Source organism: Methylomagnum ishizawai, assembly GCF_900155475.1.
GTDB lineage: Bacteria > Pseudomonadota > Gammaproteobacteria > Methylococcales > Methylococcaceae > Methylomagnum > Methylomagnum ishizawai_A.
Genome location: NZ_FXAM01000001.1, coordinates 3398461 through 3416773, shown reverse-complemented (window position 1 = coordinate 3416773; position 18313 = coordinate 3398461). Strand labels below are relative to the sequence as shown.

General features: G+C 60.4%; 17 protein-coding genes and 1 tRNA gene. 16 read left to right on the top strand and 2 right to left on the bottom strand.

Going from position 1 to position 18313, the window contains the following annotated elements:
- Positions 1-4 precede the first annotated feature (4 nt).
- Together B9N93_RS15270 and B9N93_RS15265 are read left to right on the top strand one after the other, a co-directional pair.
- On the top strand, positions 5-1201 hold the full coding sequence (locus B9N93_RS15270; protein WP_085215118.1) for an ATP phosphoribosyltransferase regulatory subunit: 1197 nt from the start codon (positions 5-7) through the stop codon (positions 1199-1201).
- A gap of 37 nt (positions 1202-1238) precedes the next feature.
- Positions 1239-2531 (top strand): adenylosuccinate synthase, encoded by a 1293-nt coding sequence (locus B9N93_RS15265; RefSeq protein ID WP_085215116.1) that lies wholly within the window; start codon positions 1239-1241, stop codon positions 2529-2531.
- A 98-nt stretch (positions 2532-2629) separates the two neighbouring features.
- On the opposite strand, the gene B9N93_RS15260 is transcribed toward B9N93_RS15265, so the two are convergent.
- Positions 2630-2714, bottom strand: a tRNA-Leu gene (locus tag B9N93_RS15260).
- A gap of 197 nt (positions 2715-2911) precedes the next feature.
- On the opposite strand from B9N93_RS15260, the gene rnr reads away from it, so the two are divergent.
- Together rnr and rlmB are read left to right on the top strand one after the other, a co-directional pair.
- Positions 2912-5134: a ribonuclease R gene (gene rnr, locus B9N93_RS15255; RefSeq protein ID WP_085215114.1), complete on the top strand. Its 2223-nt coding sequence runs from the start codon at positions 2912-2914 to the stop codon at positions 5132-5134.
- A complete protein-coding gene (gene rlmB / locus B9N93_RS15250) occupies positions 5131-5886 on the top strand; it encodes a 23S rRNA (guanosine(2251)-2'-O)-methyltransferase RlmB (protein WP_085215113.1) in 756 nt (251 codons plus the stop codon). Before rnr ends, rlmB begins: the two co-directional genes overlap by 4 nt.
- On the opposite strand, the gene B9N93_RS15245 is transcribed toward rlmB, so the two are convergent.
- A complete protein-coding gene (locus tag B9N93_RS15245) occupies positions 5883-6101 on the bottom strand; it encodes a hypothetical protein (RefSeq protein WP_125469012.1) in 219 nt (72 codons plus the stop codon). The two genes, rlmB and B9N93_RS15245, sit on opposite strands and share 4 nt — an antisense overlap.
- A gap of 250 nt (positions 6102-6351) precedes the next feature.
- Here B9N93_RS15245 and mtnA point away from each other — a divergent pair, with 250 nt between their 5' ends.
- The 12 genes from mtnA to hrpA all read left to right on the top strand — a co-directional run bounded on the left by mtnA (position 6352) and on the right by hrpA (position 18192).
- A complete protein-coding gene (mtnA, locus tag B9N93_RS15240; RefSeq protein WP_085215109.1) occupies positions 6352-7446 on the top strand; it encodes an S-methyl-5-thioribose-1-phosphate isomerase in 1095 nt (364 codons plus the stop codon).
- Positions 7443-8129 (top strand): fluoride efflux transporter CrcB, encoded by a 687-nt coding sequence (crcB, locus tag B9N93_RS15235; RefSeq protein ID WP_085215107.1) that lies wholly within the window; start codon positions 7443-7445, stop codon positions 8127-8129. The genes mtnA and crcB overlap by 4 nt, the downstream gene beginning before the upstream one ends.
- Positions 8126-8440, top strand: a complete 315-nt coding sequence (locus tag B9N93_RS15230) for a DUF190 domain-containing protein (protein ID WP_085215105.1) — start codon at positions 8126-8128, stop codon at positions 8438-8440. The genes crcB and B9N93_RS15230 overlap by 4 nt, the downstream gene beginning before the upstream one ends.
- Positions 8441-8578: 138 nt before the next feature.
- Positions 8579-9853: a serine--tRNA ligase gene (serS, locus tag B9N93_RS15225; protein WP_085215102.1), complete on the top strand. Its 1275-nt coding sequence runs from the start codon at positions 8579-8581 to the stop codon at positions 9851-9853.
- Between the two features lie 225 nt (positions 9854-10078).
- On the top strand, positions 10079-10492 hold the full coding sequence (locus tag B9N93_RS15220) for a septal ring lytic transglycosylase RlpA family protein (RefSeq protein WP_085215100.1): 414 nt from the start codon (positions 10079-10081) through the stop codon (positions 10490-10492).
- 181 nt (positions 10493-10673) lie between these two features.
- On the top strand, positions 10674-11009 hold the full coding sequence (erpA, locus tag B9N93_RS15215) for an iron-sulfur cluster insertion protein ErpA (protein ID WP_085215098.1): 336 nt from the start codon (positions 10674-10676) through the stop codon (positions 11007-11009).
- A gap of 135 nt (positions 11010-11144) precedes the next feature.
- Positions 11145-12341: a tyrosine--tRNA ligase gene (gene tyrS, locus B9N93_RS15210; protein WP_085215096.1), complete on the top strand. Its 1197-nt coding sequence runs from the start codon at positions 11145-11147 to the stop codon at positions 12339-12341.
- A gap of 167 nt (positions 12342-12508) precedes the next feature.
- A complete protein-coding gene (locus B9N93_RS15205) occupies positions 12509-12703 on the top strand; it encodes a hypothetical protein (protein ID WP_085215094.1) in 195 nt (64 codons plus the stop codon).
- Positions 12704-12746: 43 nt separating this feature from the next.
- The gene (locus B9N93_RS15200; RefSeq protein ID WP_085215092.1) at positions 12747-12980 is read left to right on the top strand and encodes a hypothetical protein; all 234 of its coding nucleotides are present in this window, start codon (positions 12747-12749) and stop codon (positions 12978-12980) included.
- Positions 12980-13327: a type II toxin-antitoxin system PemK/MazF family toxin gene (locus B9N93_RS15195; RefSeq protein ID WP_085215089.1), complete on the top strand. Its 348-nt coding sequence runs from the start codon at positions 12980-12982 to the stop codon at positions 13325-13327. The genes B9N93_RS15200 and B9N93_RS15195 overlap by 1 nt, the downstream gene beginning before the upstream one ends.
- Positions 13328-13462: 135 nt before the next feature.
- A complete protein-coding gene (locus B9N93_RS24820) occupies positions 13463-14215 on the top strand; it encodes a DUF3271 domain-containing protein (RefSeq protein WP_125469011.1) in 753 nt (250 codons plus the stop codon).
- A 47-nt stretch (positions 14216-14262) separates the two neighbouring features.
- Positions 14263-18192 (top strand): ATP-dependent RNA helicase HrpA, encoded by a 3930-nt coding sequence (hrpA, locus tag B9N93_RS15190; protein ID WP_085215087.1) that lies wholly within the window; start codon positions 14263-14265, stop codon positions 18190-18192.
- The last annotated feature ends 121 nt before the right edge of the window (positions 18193-18313 follow it).

The window sequence follows — 18313 nt, the reverse complement described above, 5'->3', positions numbered from 1 at the left end:
ATCGATGTTGAAGCAAGATCGCTGGTTATTACCGGAAGGTATCGAGGAGGTTTTTCCGGAGGAATCGGAGCGCATCGAATACCTCAGGCGCAAGGTGTTGGACTTGTTCGCTAGCTGGGGTTATCGGATGGTGATTCCGCCCATTATCGAATTCCTGGATTCGTTGTTGGTCGGGACGGGGTATGACCTCGATCTCCAGACCTTCAAGTTGATCGATCAGATCAGCGGTCGGATGATGGGTATCCGCGCCGATATGACCCCGCAAGTGGCCCGTATCGATGCCCGTACCGCGCGCGGCGACCGACCGGCGCGACTGTGTTATCTCGGTACGGTATTGCACACCCAATCGGATCACCTGGAAAAAACCCGTGCCCCCATGCAGGTGGGCGCGGAATTATATGGCCATGCCGGCAATGCCAGCGATATCGAGATTATCCGCCTGGTGCTGGAAATGCTGGCGGTGATGGGAATCGCCGAGGTGCATCTGGACCTCGGGCATGTCGGCATTTATCGCGGGCTGGCCCAGCAGGCCGGCTTGGATGCCGGGCAGGAGGCCGAATTGTTCGCCATTTTGCAGCGCAAGGACCGTACCGAGTTGGTGGAATTCCTGGAAACCGCAGGGGTGGCGGGAGTGATGGCGGAGCGCTTGCTGGCGTTGTTGGACCTGAACGGTCCCTATGCCATCCTCGCCGACGCAAGGCGGCGTTTGGGCGAGGCTGGGGAATTCGTGGCTTCCGCCCTGGCCGACCTCGACGCGATTGCCGCCTGTCTGGGCCGGTTGTTCCCGGCGCTGCCGGTCAATTTCGACTTGGCGGAGTTGCGCGGCTACCACTACCAAACCGGGGTGGTGTTCGCGGCTTTCGTGCCGGGTTATGGCCGGGAAATCGCCCGCGGTGGACGTTACGACGAGATTGGCAAGGTGTTTGGCCGTGCCCGCCCGGCGACCGGGTTCAGCGCCGATTTACGGGTGTTGGCCCGTTTGGCTGGGACGGATGGGAGAGGCGCGGCGGCGTCGGCCATTTTCGCTCCCGTCGCCGACGACCCCGACCTGCACGAGATCATCCGCGACCTGCGGGCGGCGGGCAAGACCGTGGTGCAGGAATTGCCAGGACAGACCGAAAACGCCCAGGCGATGGGTTGCCAGTCTGAACTCCGCAAGTTGGGTTCGGAATGGAAAATAGTGGGATTGGACCCCCGATAACGCGCAGCCGCGCCTTTGAGAATCATTGGACAAAAGAATGGGAAAAAACGTCGTAGTCATCGGAACCCAATGGGGCGATGAGGGCAAGGGGAAACTGGTCGATTTGCTGACCGAACAGGCCGATGGGGTCGTGCGTTTCCAGGGGGGGCACAATGCCGGCCATACCCTGGTGATCGATGGGAAAAAGACCGTGTTGCACCTGATTCCCTCGGGCATCCTCCGGGAGAACGTCAAATGTTTTATTGGCAATGGCGTCGTGTTGTCGCCGCAGGCCTTGATGGAGGAAATCCGCTTCCTGGAAGGGGCGGGCGTGCCGGTGCGGGAGCGCCTGAGCATCAGCGAGGCTTGCGCCCTGATCCTACCGATCCACGCCGCGCTGGACCTGGCCCGTGAAAAAGCCCGCGGTGCCAAAGCCATCGGTACCACCGGGCGCGGCATCGGTCCCGCCTACGAGGATAAGGCGGCGCGGCGGGGATTGCGGGCCGGGGATTTCTTCTCGCCCGAGAGCTTCGCCGAGCGGCTCAAGGAATTGCTGGATTTCCACAACTTCGTGCTGGCCCAGTATTACGGCCAGGAGAAGCTGGATTATCAGCGGATGTTGGATGAATTGCTGGCCCTGGGCGAGGAGATCAAGCCCATGCTGGGCGATGTGGCGGGCACCTTGCACCGCTATGGGAAAGAGGGCCGCAACGTCTTGTTCGAGGGAGCGCAAGGGGCGATGCTGGATATCGACCATGGCACCTATCCCTACGTGACATCCTCCAGCACGACCGCCGGAGGTGCCGCCGCCGGTAGCGGGGTGGGCCTGTTGGAGTTCGATTATGTGCTGGGTATCACCAAGGCCTATTCCACCCGCGTGGGCAACGGCCCGTTCCCGACCGAGTTGTTCGACGAACGCGGCAAGCATCTTTCGTCCAGGGGCGCCGAATTCGGGGCCACCACGGGGCGGGCGCGGCGCTGTGGCTGGTTCGACGCCGTGCTGATGAACCGTTCGGCCAAACTGAACAGCTTGACCGGCCTGTGCCTGACCAAGCTGGACGTGCTGGATGGTTTGGAGAAGATCGGGATTTGCACCGCGTACCGCTACAAGGGCGCGGAAATCAAGACCGTGCCCATCGGGGCCGAGAACTACGCCGAATGCGAGCCGGTGATCGAGGAAATGCCGGGTTGGGTGGAATCCACCGCCGGTATCACCGATTACGCGACCTTGCCCGCCAATGCCAAGGCCTATATCGGTCGCATCCAGGAACTGCTGGCTGTGCCGGTGGATATTCTTTCCACGGGGCCGGATAGGAATGAAACTATTATCCTGAGGAACCCGTTCGCTTGAGGCGATAATAGAATATGGCCGTCCCCGCAAGGGGGCGGTCGAACCATTTTGCGACGGAAATAAAAAGCCGGATCGGGGGATTTAATAAGGCGGGGAGGTGGTGCCGAGGAGAGGACTTGAACCTCCACGAGTCGCCTCACATGAACCTGAATCATGCGTGTCTACCAATTTCACCACCTCGGCACGAGTGGGCTGTGGTTTGAAGTATCAGCCCGTGTGGAGCCGGTATTATGCGATCATGGCGGAAGCGTGTCAACCCTTCGCTTTTAAAAAGCGTGCCCGCCGCCGACAATCCTTTTCCGAACCACGATGCGCTAAGGTAGGCGGGGAATTTCTGTCACAATCAGCAAAATAATCATCAAGGAACACCGACTCCAAAAATGGCAAAACACAGCAACCTAAAGGATCCGTTCGCCGAGCGCGAGGCCGAAAAATACGCGCGTCCCATCCCCAGCCGGGAACTCATCTTGGAAATTATGCAAGAACGCGGGGTGCCGCAGAAGTTGGAGGAAATCGCCACCCATTTGGGACTGACCGAGGCTGAGGACATCGAATCTCTGCGGCGGCGTTTGAACGCCATGGAGCGCGACGGCCAACTCTTGAAGAACCGCCGCGACCGCTATTGCGCGGTGGACCGCGCCGATTTGATCGCGGGCCGGGTCATCGGCCATGCCGATGGTTTCGGCTTCCTGCGCCCGGACGAAGGTGGCGAAGACCTTTATCTCTCTTCCAAGGAAATGCGCGCCCTGATGCACGACGACCGGGCCTTGGTCAGCGTGCGCGGGGTGGACCGGCGTGGGCGCAGGGAAGGCGGCTTGATCCAGGTGTTGGAGCGCAACACCCAAAGACTGGTCGGGCGGTTGTTCCAGGAACGCGGTATCTCCTACGTGGTGCCGGATAACAAGCATATCGCCCACGATATCCTGATTCCCGAAGAGCATCTGTGCGCCGCCCAGCCGGGGCAGTTCGTCCTGGTCGAACTCATCGAGCAGCCCACCCGCCAGCGCGATCCCATCGGCAAGATCACCCAGGTCATCGGCGATCATATGGCCCCCGGCATGGAAATCGAAGTCGCGATCCGCAGCTTCGACCTGCCCGCCGAATGGCCCGACGCGGTCCTCGCCCAAACCGCCGGGATGGACGAGAACGTGCCCGAAGCGGCCAAGGCGGGCCGCGAGGATGTGCGCCATCTGCCCCTCGTCACCATCGACGGCGAGGACGCCCGCGATTTCGACGACGCGGTGTATTGCGAGCGCACGCCCAAGGGCTGGAAGCTCTACGTCGCCATCGCCGATGTGTCCGCCTATGTGCTGCCCGGTACGGCCTTGGACGAGGAGGCCCGGAAGCGCGGCACTTCGGTCTATTTTCCGGACCGGGTGATTCCGATGTTGCCGGAAATCCTGTCCAACGGTCTTTGTTCGCTCAAGCCCGAGGTCGAGCGGCTGTGTATGGTGTGCGAGATGTACATCACCGCCGAGGGCGGCATTTTGCGCGCGCGTTTCTTCTCCGGCCTGATGCGCTCCAAGGCGCGGCTGACCTACACGGAAGTCGCCAAGCTGCTGGTCGAGGGCGACAAGGGGTTGCGCCGCCAATACCGCGACCTGCTGCCGCATCTGGAAGAACTCCATGCCTTGTACCGGGTATTGCGCCGCGCCCGCGAGGAACGGGGCGCGATGGATTTCGACACCCAGGAATCGCGCATCGTATTCGGCGAGGGCAAGAAGATCGAGAAGATCGTGCCGGTGGTCCGTAACGACGCCCACCGCTTGATCGAGGAATGCATGTTGGCTGCCAACACCGCCACCGCCCGCTATCTCGCCCGCCAGAAAATCCCCCATGTGGTGCGCGTCCACGAAGGCCCGAACGCGGAGAAGCTGACCGACTTGCGGGCGTTCCTGGGGCGTTTGGGCCTGAACCTGGGCGGCGGCGACACGCCCGAGCCCAAGGATTATTTCGTGCTATCGGATCAAATCGCCGGGCGCCCGGACGAGCATTTGATCCAGACCATCTTGCTGCGCTCCATGTCCCAAGCCGTCTATAGCCCCGAGAAGAAAGGCCATTTCGGTCTGGCGCTGGATGCCTACACCCATTTCACCTCGCCGATCCGGCGCTACCCGGACCTCTTGGTCCACCGCGCTATCCGCCATACCCTGGAAGGCAAGCAGAAGGGCGAATTTCCCTACACGCCCAACGATATGGTGGTGCTGGGCGAACATTGCTCTTTCACCGAGCGCCGCGCCGACGACGCCACCCGCGACGTGGTGGCCTGGCTCAAATGCGAATATATGCAGGACAAGCTGGGCGAGCAGTTCGAAGGCGTGATTTCGACGGTGACGGGTTTCGGCTTCTTCGTGGAATTGAAGGATGTCTTCATCGAGGGGCTGGTGCATATCTCCACCCTCGACAAGGATTATTTCCATTACGATCCTGTCGGCTACCGCTTGCAGGGCGAGCGCACCGGCAAAATCTACCGGCTCGGCGATAGCGTCGAAGTAGTGGTGGCGCGGGTGGACCTGGACGAGCGCAAGATCGACCTCGAACTGGTCAAGGCCGAAGCCAAACCGGCCCCGGCGGGCCGTTCCCGCAAACGGAGGCGCAAATGAAGGCGCGGCGCAAAGTGGCGGGGTTGCACGCGGCGGAATCGGCCCTGGAACACAGCCCCGACAAGATCGTCAACGTCTGGTTGGACGAGCGCCGCAGTGATGCCCGTATCGCCGCCCTGGTGCGGCAACTCGACGCCCTGGGCATCGTGGCCCAGACCGCCGGTAAAAGCCGTCTCGATGCCCTGGCCGAAGGCAAGCATCACCAAGGCGTGGTGATGGAATTGCTGATGCCGGGCGAATTGGGCGAGTATGAATTGCGCGAGGTTTTGGAAAATCCCGGACCTTTGCCCTTGTTCCTGGTGCTGGACCAAGTCCAGGACCCCCACAACCTGGGCGCTTGCCTGCGCACCGCCGATGCGGCGGGCGTGCGCGGCGTGGTGCTGACCAAGGATCAAGCGGTAGGCATCACGCCGACGGTGGCGAAGGTGGCTTCCGGCGCGGCGGAAACCGTGCCGATCTACCGGGTGACCAACCTGGTGCGGGCCTTGGGCTGGATGAAGGACAGCGGGATTTGGGTGGCGGGCGCGGCGGGCGAGGCGCAGCGTTCGGTCTACCAAACCGACTTGAACCTGCCCCTCGCCTTGGTGGTGGGCGCGGAAGGCAAGGGCTTGCGACGGCTGACCCGCGAGCGCTGCGATTTCCTGGTCAAAATCCCCATGGCCGGGCAGGTGGAAAGCCTGAACCTCTCGGTCGCCACCGGCATCCTGTTGTTCGAGGCGGTGCGGCAGCGGCTGGGGCGCATTCCGGCCTAATGCGGTATTTCGTCGGGGCTGGCCTCGATATGGAAACTGGGCGCGGTGGGGGTGAAGCCCTGCTTGACCAGATAGATATTACTGAGGAACAGCGGCAGCAAGATCAAGGCGGCCAATCCCAGGAATTTGGCCGTTTGCCTGAGCAGGTAGCCGGGATGCAGGTGGACCCAGCTCCAGATGAAGGCTTCCAAATACATACGCCCTCCCACGGTCATCTCGATAAATCCAGGTTGGAAGATGGTGTGGCGGTCCGCCAGCCGGGATACCGCCGTCGCTGGAAATAGAGAGCGCGGCGGGGGGAAAGTTCAAGCTGCGGATTCCTAAAAATCCTGGATATCTGCGCACAGTTCTCCAGCGGATGCCGCACATCAAGCATGGCGGGCACCCAACCATCCCGGTGCCGAATTTGTTGCCCCGCGCCCCCTGTCATAAAATGCCCGACTTTTCCAGCCCGATCCCACAGCCATGACCGCGATCCCGATCCCGCATCCCACCGAAAGCAAAGACAGCGTCCGCGCCCTGTACTGGCAAGAGGGCTTGTTGCGCGTACTCGACCAGCGCCAACTCCCCGGCACACTCCATTATGACGACTGCGCCACGGTCGGCGCGGTGGCCGAGGCCATCGCCACCATGCGCGTGCGCGGCGCTCCCGCCATCGGCATCGCGGCGGCGTATGGCGTGGTGCTGGCGGCGATAGCGCGTTATGCCGCCGCACCCGCCACCTGGAAAACCGCCATCGAAACCGATCTCGACACCTTGGCCCGGTCCCGGCCCACAGCGGTGAATTTGTTTTGGGCCTTGGAGCGGATGCGCGGTTTGATCCAGGGGTTGGCGGGCGACCCCGTCCCGGCCTTGCTGGAAGCCGCCCGCGCCATCCATACCGACGATGTGGCCGCGAACCGCCGCATGGGCGAACTCGGGGCCGATCTGCTGGCGGGCGCGACCGGGGTTTTGACCCATTGCAATACCGGCTCGCTCGCCACTGGCGGCTATGGCACCGCCCTGGGCGTGATCCGCAGCGCCCACCGCCGTGGCTTGGGCAAGGTTTTCGCCAGTGAAACCCGGCCCTGGCTGCAAGGCTCCCGCCTCACGGTGTGGGAATTGGAACAGGATGGTATCCCGGCCCGGCTCGTCGCCGATTCGGCGGCGGCGTATCTGATGAAATCCGGCCAAGTGCAATGGGTCATCGTCGGGGCCGACCGCATCGCCGCCAATGGCGACACCGCCAACAAGATCGGCACCTATGCCCTGGCGGTCACCGCCCGCCATCATGGTGTCAAATTCATGGTCGCGGCCCCGGTCTCGACCATCGATTGGCGCACCGAATCCGGGGCCGGCATCGAAATCGAGGAACGCGACCCGCGCGAATTGCTGAATCCCTATTTCCTGCGCGAAGACAGCATCATTTCGGCCTGGAACCCGGTGTTCGACGTGACCCCGGCCAGCCTCATCGACGCCATCGTCACCGAGCATGGCGTGGTGCTGAATCCCGGTCCCGCGTCCATGCGGGCTTTGCGCGACGCCATCGACGGCGGCGCGGCTTGGATTCCGGCCCGATGAATACCTTGGTGGCCATCGCCCTGGGCGGTTCGGTTGGTGCCTTGGCGCGGTTCTGGACCGCCAACGCCATCTATGGCTGGCTGGGCCGGGATTTTCCGGTGGGCACTTTGTTCGTCAACGTGTCCGGCTCCTTCCTGATGGGCTTCCTCACGGAACTGATGCTGCAACGCTTTTCCGCCGTGGTGGAATACCGGGCGGCGGTGTTGATCGGGTTCCTCGGGGCTTACACGACCTTTTCCACTTTCGCCATCGAGTCTTTTTATCTCATCGAGCAAGGCGGTTATTGGAAAGCCGCCGCCAATATGCTCCTCAGCGTGGTGTTGTGCGTGGCGGCGGTTTGGGTGGGCCTGATCGTGGGGCGCAGATTGTTCGCGGGCGGGGTCTATTTGGGGCTGGGCCAGGATTGGGCCTATGGGCGCTGGTTGCTGATCTTGACCTTGGGCGGCTTGGCCGGGTTGTGCGCCGAATCGGTGTTCCGCCGCTGGGGCTGGGCGGTTCCGGTCCAGGCCATCGCCTTGGTTGTTATTTTGGGCTTGACCGCCACGGGTTCGGCCTTGGCCGTACTGCCGGGGTTGGCGTCCGCCGGGGCCGGTTGGAGCGGGCTGGTGGGCGGGTTCGCCGCCAGCGCCCTGGGTAGCGCGGTGGCGGTGGGATTAGGGCTTTATATCGGGAGGCAGTTATGAATACCCGTCCGATCACTTGGGTGCGCGTCTATGTGCGCGAGGGCCAGCATGTGCTGGATAAGCTGGTGAAATTCCTGCGCGAGGAACAAGGCGTGGCCGGTTTGACCGTGTCGCGCGGCGTCATCGGCGTCGGCGGCGATGGCCGGTTGCACGCCTCGTCCCTGCTGGATTTGTCGCTGGACTTGCCCCTGGTCGTCGAGTTCTACGACGAGCCGGAACGGGCCGGGCGCGCTATCGAAGCCCTGCTCAAGCGTTTCGATCTGGCCCATGTCATCAGCCTGCCCGCCCTGGCCCACGCCAAATCTGGATAAATCCCCCGGAGTACAAATTTCGGTTTGTACCTTGAAGCTTGGGTTCCAGGACGCTTGCTTCTGGCCGAATCCTGGAAATCCCACCCGCCACCGGGCCGGGGAATCCCTTTCAAATCACTCCAACACACAGGACGAACCATGTTAGACCCACGCCTTTTCCGCACCCAATTGGAAGAAGTCGAAGCCCAGTTGGCGCGGCGTTCCTTCAAGCTGGACACCGCCGCCTTCCACGAACTGGAAACCCGCCGCAAGGACATCCAGAGCGCGACCCAGGCTTTGCAGAACGAGCGCAACACCCGCTCCAAACGGGTCGGCCAGGCCAAGGCCCGTGGCGAGGATATCCAGCCCATCCTGGCCGAGATGCAGCATCTCGGCGACGACCTCAAGCGCATGGAGGGCGAACTGGACCAAATCCAGGCCCGCCTGGAGGAACTGGTGCTGGGCGTACCGAATATCGTCGATGCCGATGTGCCGGACGGTGGTGGCGACGCCGATAACGTGGAAATCCACCGTTGGGGCCGGCCACCGGAATTCTCTTTCCCGGTCAAGGACCACATCGACCTGGGCGCGGGCTTGGCCGGGATGGATTTCGAGGCGGCGGTGAAGCTGACCGGCTCGCGCTTCGTCACCCTGCAAGGCCCGCTGGCGCGGATGCAACGCGCCCTGACCCAACTCATGCTCGACATCCACACCGCCGAGCATGGCTACACCGAAACCTACGTGCCGTTCATGGTCAACGCCGACAGCCTGCGCGGCACTGGCCAGTTGCCCAAGTTCGAGGCCGATTTGTTCAAGGTGGTCCACGATCCCGATTTCTACCTGATCCCGACGGCGGAAGTGCCGGTGACGAACCTGGTGCGCGACGAGATCGTCGAGGCCGACCGGATGCCGCTCAAGTTCGTCTGCCACACGCCCTGTTTCCGCAGCGAAGCTGGTTCCTACGGCAAGGACGTGCGCGGCATGATCCGCCAGCACCAATTCGAGAAGGTGGAATTGGTGCAGATCGTCCGTCCCGAGGATTCGGCCCAAGCCCACGAGGCACTGACCTCGCACGCCGAGGCCATTCTGAAGCGCCTGCAACTGCCATTCCGCCGGGTGGTGTTGTGCGCGGGCGATACCGGCTTTTCCTCGGCCAAGACCTACGATCTGGAAGTGTGGTTGCCGGGGCAGAACGCCTACCGCGAGATTTCCTCGTGCAGCAATTTCCGCGATTTCCAGGCCCGGCGGCTGCGGGCGCGGTGGCGCAATCCCGACACCGGCAAGCCGGAGTTGGTCCACACCCTCAACGGTTCCGGCCTCGCGGTCGGGCGCACCTTGATCGCGGTCATGGAGAACTACCAGGACCAACAAGGCCGCATCCGGGTGCCGGAAGCCTTGTTGCCCTATATGGGCGGGATCGAAATCATCGGTTGATCCGGGAGAAAAGAAAGAAGCTTGCGGATGTCCGGGTTCCCCACCTCCGTGCATAGGGTTGGTCCTTGATTCTGAAAGGGATTTGGCGATGGCTCGCCAAGTTGAAAACAAGGATTGTTTTATCCCTGTTATAACGATCCGCTACTAAGGGTTGGCTGACTTAGAATTATCGGCTACCATCCCCTTCGCGACGTTCACTAGCAGCAACCAAAACGGAGGTGACGGATGCAAAAGCAACGACTGATTGCTCACTCCATTCTGTCGGTTTACTTGGCATCTTTCTGTACGTTTGGTCATGCCAAAACGGCAAGTCCAAAGGCCGAAGCGGAGTCCCATCATACGGGCATCGCTTCTTATTACAGTAATCGGTTCCATGGACGGAGGACCGCCAGCGGCGAACGGTTCAGCCAGAACGAGTTCACCGCCATGCACCGATCATTGCCATTCGGTACCCGCTTGCGGGTCACCAATCTTTCCAATAACCGCAGCGTCGAAGTCCGGGTCAACGACCGGGGGCATCCCCGCAAGGGCCGCGTGCTGGACCTTTCCAAACGGGCCGCCCTCGAACTGGGTTTTTTGAGGTCGGGCTTGGCCCAGGTCAGGTACGAAGTCATCGGTTACGATGACGAGGATGGCTGAGGCCGGGGGTAGATAGTGGTTTCGGCTGCATCGTAAGGAGTCGCATACGGCGCAGCCGAAGCTATTTGGCCTGGGTTCACCGCTCCCCGTGCCGGGGATTTTTTATGGCCCTATTGTTGACCGAAATACTGGGTTAATCGCATAATCGCGCACCTCCCACACCAACCCCAGGAAGTGCGCCATGAGCGAAGCAGCGATCAAATTCACCGACAGCGCGGCCGTGAAAGTCAGCGAACTCATCGCCGAGGAAGGCAACGACGCCTTGAAACTCAGGGTCTATGTCACCGGCGGCGGGTGTTCCGGTTTCCAATATGGCTTCACCTTCGACGACAGCGTGGCCGAGGACGACACCCTGGTCGAGAAGAACGGCGTCACCGTGCTGGTCGATGCCATGAGCATCCAGTATTTGAGCGGGGCCGAGATCGACTATACCGAAGGGCTGTCAGGTTCCCAGTTCGTCATCCGCAATCCCAACGCCAGCACCACTTGCGGTTGCGGTTCGTCGTTTTCCGTCTGATTTCTCCCAACCGGAGTCCAAAGCTGGCTTTGGACTCCAGGGCTTGCTCATTCCCCCTGCCGGGCCGCGACGATTTAGCGGCGTCCCGGTCCCGCCTGTTATAAAATCCCCGCCTTTTCCCACCAAGGTATTGATATGTCTGTCGATGAAGCATTGGCGGTCATCCGCAGGGGCGCTGTGGATGTCATCCGCGAGGAGGATTTGGCGAAACGCCTGGCCGAAGGGCGGCCTTTGCGGGTCAAGGCCGGGTTCGATCCCACCGCGCCGGATTTGCACCTCGGGCACACGGTCCTCCTCAACAAGCTGCGGCAGTTCCAGGAACTCGGGCACGAGGCGGTGTTCCTGATCGGAGATTTCACCGGCATGATCGGCGACCCCACCGGCAAGAACGCCACCCGCAAGCCCCTGACCCGCGAGCAGGTCGTCGAGAACGCCAAGAGCTACGAAGCGCAGATTTTCAAAATCCTGCACCCGGAACGGACCCGGGTGGTGTTCAACAGCGAGTGGCTGAACGCCATGAGCCCCGCCGATTTGATCCAACTCGCGGCCAAGCACACCGTGGCCCGTATGCTGGAACGCGACGATTTCAACAACCGCTACAAGAGCGGCCAGCCCATCGCCATCCATGAATTCCTCTATCCCTTGATCCAGGGTTACGACTCGGTGGCGCTCAAGGCCGACGTGGAACTGGGCGGCACCGACCAGAAGTTCAACCTGCTGGTGGGGCGGCAGTTGCAGGAGGTCTACGGCCAGCCGCCGCAGGTCGTCCTCACCATGCCGATCTTGGAAGGCTTGGACGGGGTGCAGAAGATGTCGAAGTCGCTGGGCAATTATGTCGGCGTCAACGAGCCGCCCGCCGAGATGTTCGGCAAGCTGATGTCGGTGTCGGACGACTTGATGTGGCGCTATATGGAGCTTTTGAGCTTCAAGCCGATGACCGAAATTGAAGGCTGGAAACGGGCTTGCGCGGAAGGCGCGAATCCCCGCGATTACAAGGTGCGGTTCGGCCAGGAGATCGTGGAGCGCTTCCATGGACCCGCCGCCGCCGTGGCCGCGCTGGAAGCCTTCGAGGCGCGGTTTAAGCAGGGTTTGCTGCCGGAGGATTTGGATGAGCGCGAACTCCCGGCGGGGGAGGGCGGTTATCCTTTGGCCAGCCTGCTCAAGGATTTAGGGCTGACGGCCAGCACTTCGGAATCCAACCGCATGATCCAGCAGGGCGGCGTCAAGATCGACGGCGAGAAGGTGGCCGAGCAGAAGCTGGCGCTCAAGGGCGGCAATACCTATATCTTGCAGGTCGGCAAGCGCAAGTTCGCCAAGGTGCGTTTGACCTGAGTTTTTATTTTTCCCGCCTCTATCGGATTGGGCGGTCTTGCCCAATCCGCTGCGAATCCTGCGGTTGGCATGGCCCTTGGGCCGACCTAGCGGCTTAGTTCTCCCCGGTGGCCTTCATGGCCCTATAATCCGGTTCTATCCCAAGCCCGCCATCCAGGAAACATCCCATGCATATCGAAGCCGAATTGGACGATATTCATGCCGAGCGCCTGTGTGCCCCCGATCCCATCCTTGCCGAGCTTTGGCAGGTTAAGCGCGATATTAACCGGGAAGCGGGATATGACATCGACAAGTTAGCGCGGATGGCGCATGAGGCGGCGGAGCTTGCGCGTCGGCGGTGGCGAGAATCCGAGGCTGGTTGATAGCCTCGTCGAGTTTTTCTAGGGCACTTATCCGGTGATTGATATGAACATGGTCAGGCTAGTGGAAATCGAAAACCGCATCCGGCAATTCCCCATCGCCGAGCAATTATGGTTGGTTGAACGGGTTGCCCAGCATATCCGGGAACAGCTTGCGGCTGAATCCTCAATTGAGGATCAATTGGCGGCGATGGCGGCTGACCCGAATATTCAAAGAGAGTTGCGGGCTATTGAGAAGGAGTTTGACGTGGCTATGTCAGATGGTTTTGAGCTTCAATAATGGCGATACAGCGCGGGGATATTTATTTTGTCGATTTAAATCCAACCCAAGGGCGGGAGCAAGCGGGAAAGCGGCCCGTCCTCGTCATATCTATCGATGCCATTAACCGCCTTCCCTTGGTCGTCACCGTTATCGTTGGGACCAAGGGTGAAAATATGCCCATCGACCACCCAACGAATGTGCGGGTTTCCACAGCGGAAAGCGGGTTGCCGATGGAAACCGTGTTCTTGGGTTTTCAAGTTCGATCTTTGGATTCGGCACGGTTTGTCAAGCCCTTGGCTGGCCGGTTGATAGGGGACGCAATGGCAAAAGTCGAGCAGGCTGTGAGGTATTGTTTGGGGTTATAAATCATGCCGTGTATTTCGAGGGCACAGGTTTCATGCTTCCGAATTGAGTTGAGCTAATCAGGGCTACACGGGCTAGAACTTCGAGAAAATTAAAAGGTTATTTCAATAACATGAATTTAAAACTAGGTGGCAGCAATGAATATAGTCAAAATTGTCCTCCCTTTTTTTATATCTGCATTATTTACTCTGCCTTGCTATTCAAGCGCGGATTGCGAGCTTACCATCGATAAATTTCCAAGGATTGAAGGGATTGCTCTTGGAATTAGTAAAAAAGATTTTGAATCAAAGATAGCATCAGCAGCCAAAAAGTTTTCAGAAACGACAAGACTTGATGATTATGAGTATTACACTTCTGCTTTTATGAAAGGTAAGCTTATAAGCTTCAAATTGCAGTACAATGATAAACATTTTTTAAAAAATGCGGAAGAAGCCGTTCAGAAGCTTGTCAACAATTATGGATTTCCGCGTGAGGGATGGAAGTCCAAGTATGCGCAAGGAGAAGACTTGGAATTGAAATGCAAAGATTTTTCTGCTTGGGTTTCGGTAAGTCACGACGGGCACAGTGGTGAGTTGTTACCACCGGTCTTCATATTTGAAGATAGTAAATTATATCCTATTTGGTCTAAGGAGAATTTGGAAAGGCAGATGGCAGAAATACGAAAAAAATATAAGCCGGATTTTAAGGTAACAAGATTTTACGAAATTGCAGATGGTTTTTATAGAATTGTTGTTTCCACTAGTAAAGCGCAAAACGTGAAATGCATTATCTATGATAATGCGGGCGAGCCAGCAGCGGTGCAAACCTATACGGTTACACCGCCAGCCGATGAGGTTCAAATTTATGCTGGAAGGACATCTATAAAAAATGCTAGTTGTTCCCCTCAGTAATAACTGTGTTATTTGATTTCCGAAAGTTTGCAAATCAGTTTTTTCTAATGACCCCCGACTTCAAACCCCAAGAAAAGCTCATCCCCCGCTGCCTCCGCAAAGACCAACACCGCCTCCGCCGCACCCTCGACCGCCTACGCGGCGAAGCCAAGTCCGGCAAGGACATCGCGGGGCCGTTGGAGGAACTCCAAACCCGCCTCGCCGAATCGGTCGCGGCGCGGGAAGCGCGGGCCAAAAGCGTCCCCAAGCTGGAATATCCGCCCGACCTGCCGGTATCCGACAAGCGCCAGGACATCCTCGAAGCCATCCTCAACCATCAAGTCGTCATCGTCTGCGGCGAAACGGGTTCGGGCAAAACCACCCAGCTTCCGAAAATTTGCCTGGAAGCGGGCCGGGGCGTGAGCGGTTTCATCGGCCACACCCAGCCGCGCCGCATCGCCGCCCGCAGCGTCGCCCACCGCATCGCCGAGGAATTGCGCCAACCCTTGGGGCAGGCGGTGGGTTTCAAGGTGCGGTTCCAGGACCACACCAAACCGGAAAGCCTCGTCAAACTGATGACCGACGGCATCCTATTGGCCGAAACCCAGCACGACCGCTTCCTCGACCAATACGACACCCTCATCGTGGACGAGGCCCACGAACGCAGCCTCAACATCGATTTCCTGCTGGGCTATCTGCGCTGGCTGTTGCCCAAGCGCCCGGATTTCAAGCTCATCATCACCTCGGCCACCATCGACCCGGAACGCTTCGCCCGCCATTTCGGCCAGGGCGGCCAGGACGCGCCCATCATCAATGTGTCCGGGCGCACCTACCCGGTCGAAATCCGCTACCGCCCGGTCGAGGACGTGGAGGAAGGCGAGGACGAAACCGACAAGGCCGAGCAACAAGCCATCCTCAGCGCCGTGGACGAACTCTGGCGCGACCAAGCGGCGGGCGACATCCTGATTTTCCTGTCGGGCGAGCGCGAAATCCGCGAAACCGCCGAATCCCTCCGCAAGCACCATCCGCAGCACTGCGAAATCCTGCCGCTGTACTCCCGTTTGTCCCAAGCCGAACAGGAGCGCGTGTTCAAGCCCACCGGCACCCGCCGCATCGTGCTATCCACCAACGTGGCCGAAACTTCGCTCACCGTCCCCGGCATCCGCTCGGTGATCGACACCGGCTATGCCCGCATCAGCCGCTATAGCCACCGCAGCAAACTGCAACGTCTGCCCATCGAAAAAGTCTCCCGCGCCTCGGCCAACCAGCGTTCCGGGCGCTGCGGTCGCGTCGGTCCCGGCATCGCGATCCGGCTGTATTCCGAGCAGGATTACCTCAACCGGCCCGAATTCACCGACCCGGAAATCCTCCGCACCAACCTCGCGGCGGTCATCCTGCAAATGCACGCGCTGAAGCTGGGCGAAATCTCGGCCTTCCCGTTCGTGGAACCGCCCGACGAACGCCTGATCCGCGACGGCCTCAAGACCTTGCAGGAAATCAACGCCCTCGACGAAAAGAAGGGCTTAACCGACATAGGCCGCAAACTCGCCAAGCTGCCGGTGGACCCGCGTTTGGGCCGGATGCTGCTGGCCGGGGCGGACAGCGGTTGCCTGCACGAAATCGCCATCATCGTCGCCGCGCTCAGCATCCCCGACCCGCGGGAACGCCCCGCCGACCAAGCCCTTTACGCCGACCAGAAGCATTGGCGCTTCCGCCATGAGCATTCGGATTTCCTGTCGTTCTTCAACCTGTGGAAGGCGTTCGAGGAACAGAAGAAGCACCTGAGCCGGGCCAAGCTCCGCGCTTGGTGCAAGGATGGCTTCCTGTCCTATATCCGCATGGTCGAATGGCACGACATCCACAGCCAAATCATGGACGTGGTGAAGGGCGAACTGGATTTGAAGCTGAATCTGGCACCGGGCGAATACGGTGAAATCCACCGGGCTTTGCTATCGGGGCTGCTGTCGAATGTCGGTTTGAAACAGGAGCAGAACGAATACGTCGGGGCGCGTGGCCTGAAACATTTCATCCATCCCGGTTCTTTCCAATTCAAGGCCAAGCCGAAATGGATCGTCTGCGCCGAGCAGGTCGAAACCACCAAGGTCTACGCCCGCACCGTCGCCAAGATCGAGCCGGACTGGATCGAAATGGTCGGGGCGCACATGGTCAATTACCAGCACTACGACCCGCATTGGGAGCGCAAAGCTGCCCGCGTCGCCGTGCATGAGCGGACCAGCCTGTTCGGCCTGGTGATCCAGGCCGGGCGCAAGATTCCCTTCGAGCGGGTGAACCCCCAGGAAGCGCGGGAAATCTTCATCCGCCACGCCCTGGTGCAGATGGATTACGATAGCAAAGCGCCGTTCTACCTCAACAATATGAAGCTCCTGGAAGAAGCCGAATATCTCCAGCAAAAGGGGCGGCGGGTCGATTTGCTGGTGGACGAGGCGTGGCTGTACCGCTTCTTCGACGAGCGCATCCCGCAGGATGTGGTGAACGGCGTCACCTTCGAGCGTTGGCGCAAAACCGCCGAGCGGCAGAACCCCAAGCTCCTCTGCCTGAGCCGCGAGGAAATCACCCGCAAGGAAGACGCCTCGCTCGACGCCGTGAATTTCCCGGACACGCTGCAAGTCGGGCCGGTCAAGCTGGCCTTGCAATACCGCTTCGAGCCGGGCCACGCGGAGGACGGCGTGACCTGCATCGTGCCGCTGCATCTTTTAAACCGGCTCGACCCCGAGCCGTTCCGCTGGCTGGTGCCCGGCCTGTTGCGGGAAAAGGTGGTCGCGCTGATCAAGGCTTTGCCCAAGACTTGGCGCATCCATTTCGTGCCGGTGCCGGACCATGCCGAGCGGGTGTTGCCGATGCTGGATTTCGGGCGGGGCCGCTTGTTCGAGCAACTGGGTGCGGCGCTCAAGAAAACCGGCGGGACCAGCGTGCCCGTCACCGCCTTCTCCGAGGACGGCCTGCCCGCCCATCTGCGGATGACCCTGGCCGTGGTGGACGAATACAACGCCGTGGTGGACCGTTCCCGCGACCTGGACGAATTGAAACGCCGCCATTCCGCCGACGCCGGGCAGACCTTCCAGGCGCTGGCCCGGCAGGCTTATCTGCATACCAAATTGAAGGAATGGAACTTCGGCGATTTGCCGCGGGAGTTCGAGGGCCAGCACGACGGGCAGATGATCCACGGTTTCGCGGCGGTGGTGGACGAGGGCGAAACCATCGGCGTGCGGGTGTTCGATACCCCCGAGGAAGCCGAACGCCAGCACGGTTTGGGACTGGCCAGGCTGTTCCGCCTGACCCTGGCGAAAGAGCTGAAATACCTCAAGAAAAACCTGTTGGTGAACGCCCAGGCCGAGCTGTTGTATAAGCAACTGCCCGCCCATCCGTTCCTCTATCCCGAACTGAAGCCGGGGCGGGAATTGCGGGAGGATTTGCTGGACCGGATCATGGGGGCGCTGTTTTTGGAGGATCAGCCGGATATTCGTAGCGCCGCGCAATTCGCGGCGCGGCTGCAAGCGCACCGGGCCGAGTTGGTGCTGAAGGCCGAGGAGATGGCGAAAACCGCCCAAACCCTGTTGCAAACCTACGGCGAGGCCCAGGCCAAGCTGAAAGCCATGCGCCCCGCGCCCGCCAAGGACGATATGCAGGCGCAACTGGCCTTGCTGGTCCACGCCGGGTTTTGGGTGACGACGCCGTACACGCGCATCCGGGAAATGCCGCGCTATCTCAAGGCGCTGTGGTTCCGGGCGGAGAAATGCGTGCAAGACCCGTTGCGCGACCTCAAGCAGTTCAAGGAGTTGGAGCCGTTCCTGAAGCGGTATTGGGAGGCGGTGAAAGCGCCCGCCAGCAAGCTGGACCCTGGGCGGGATGCGTTCCGCTGGCATTTGGAGGAGTTCCGGGTGTCCTTGTTCGCGCAGACCTTGAAGACGGCTTATCCGGTTTCGGGGAAGCGGTTGGAGGAGGCTTGGAAGGGGGTAAATGAGGGGAAAGGGCGGTGAGGTTACGGCGTGATAGATTTTATGCTGGAGTTCAGGGTATATGTTTTGATGGCTGACATTATTTGATGCGTGGGTTCGCTTAAAGCCAATGTTTTGGAAAATAGATAGCCTATGCGCTGAG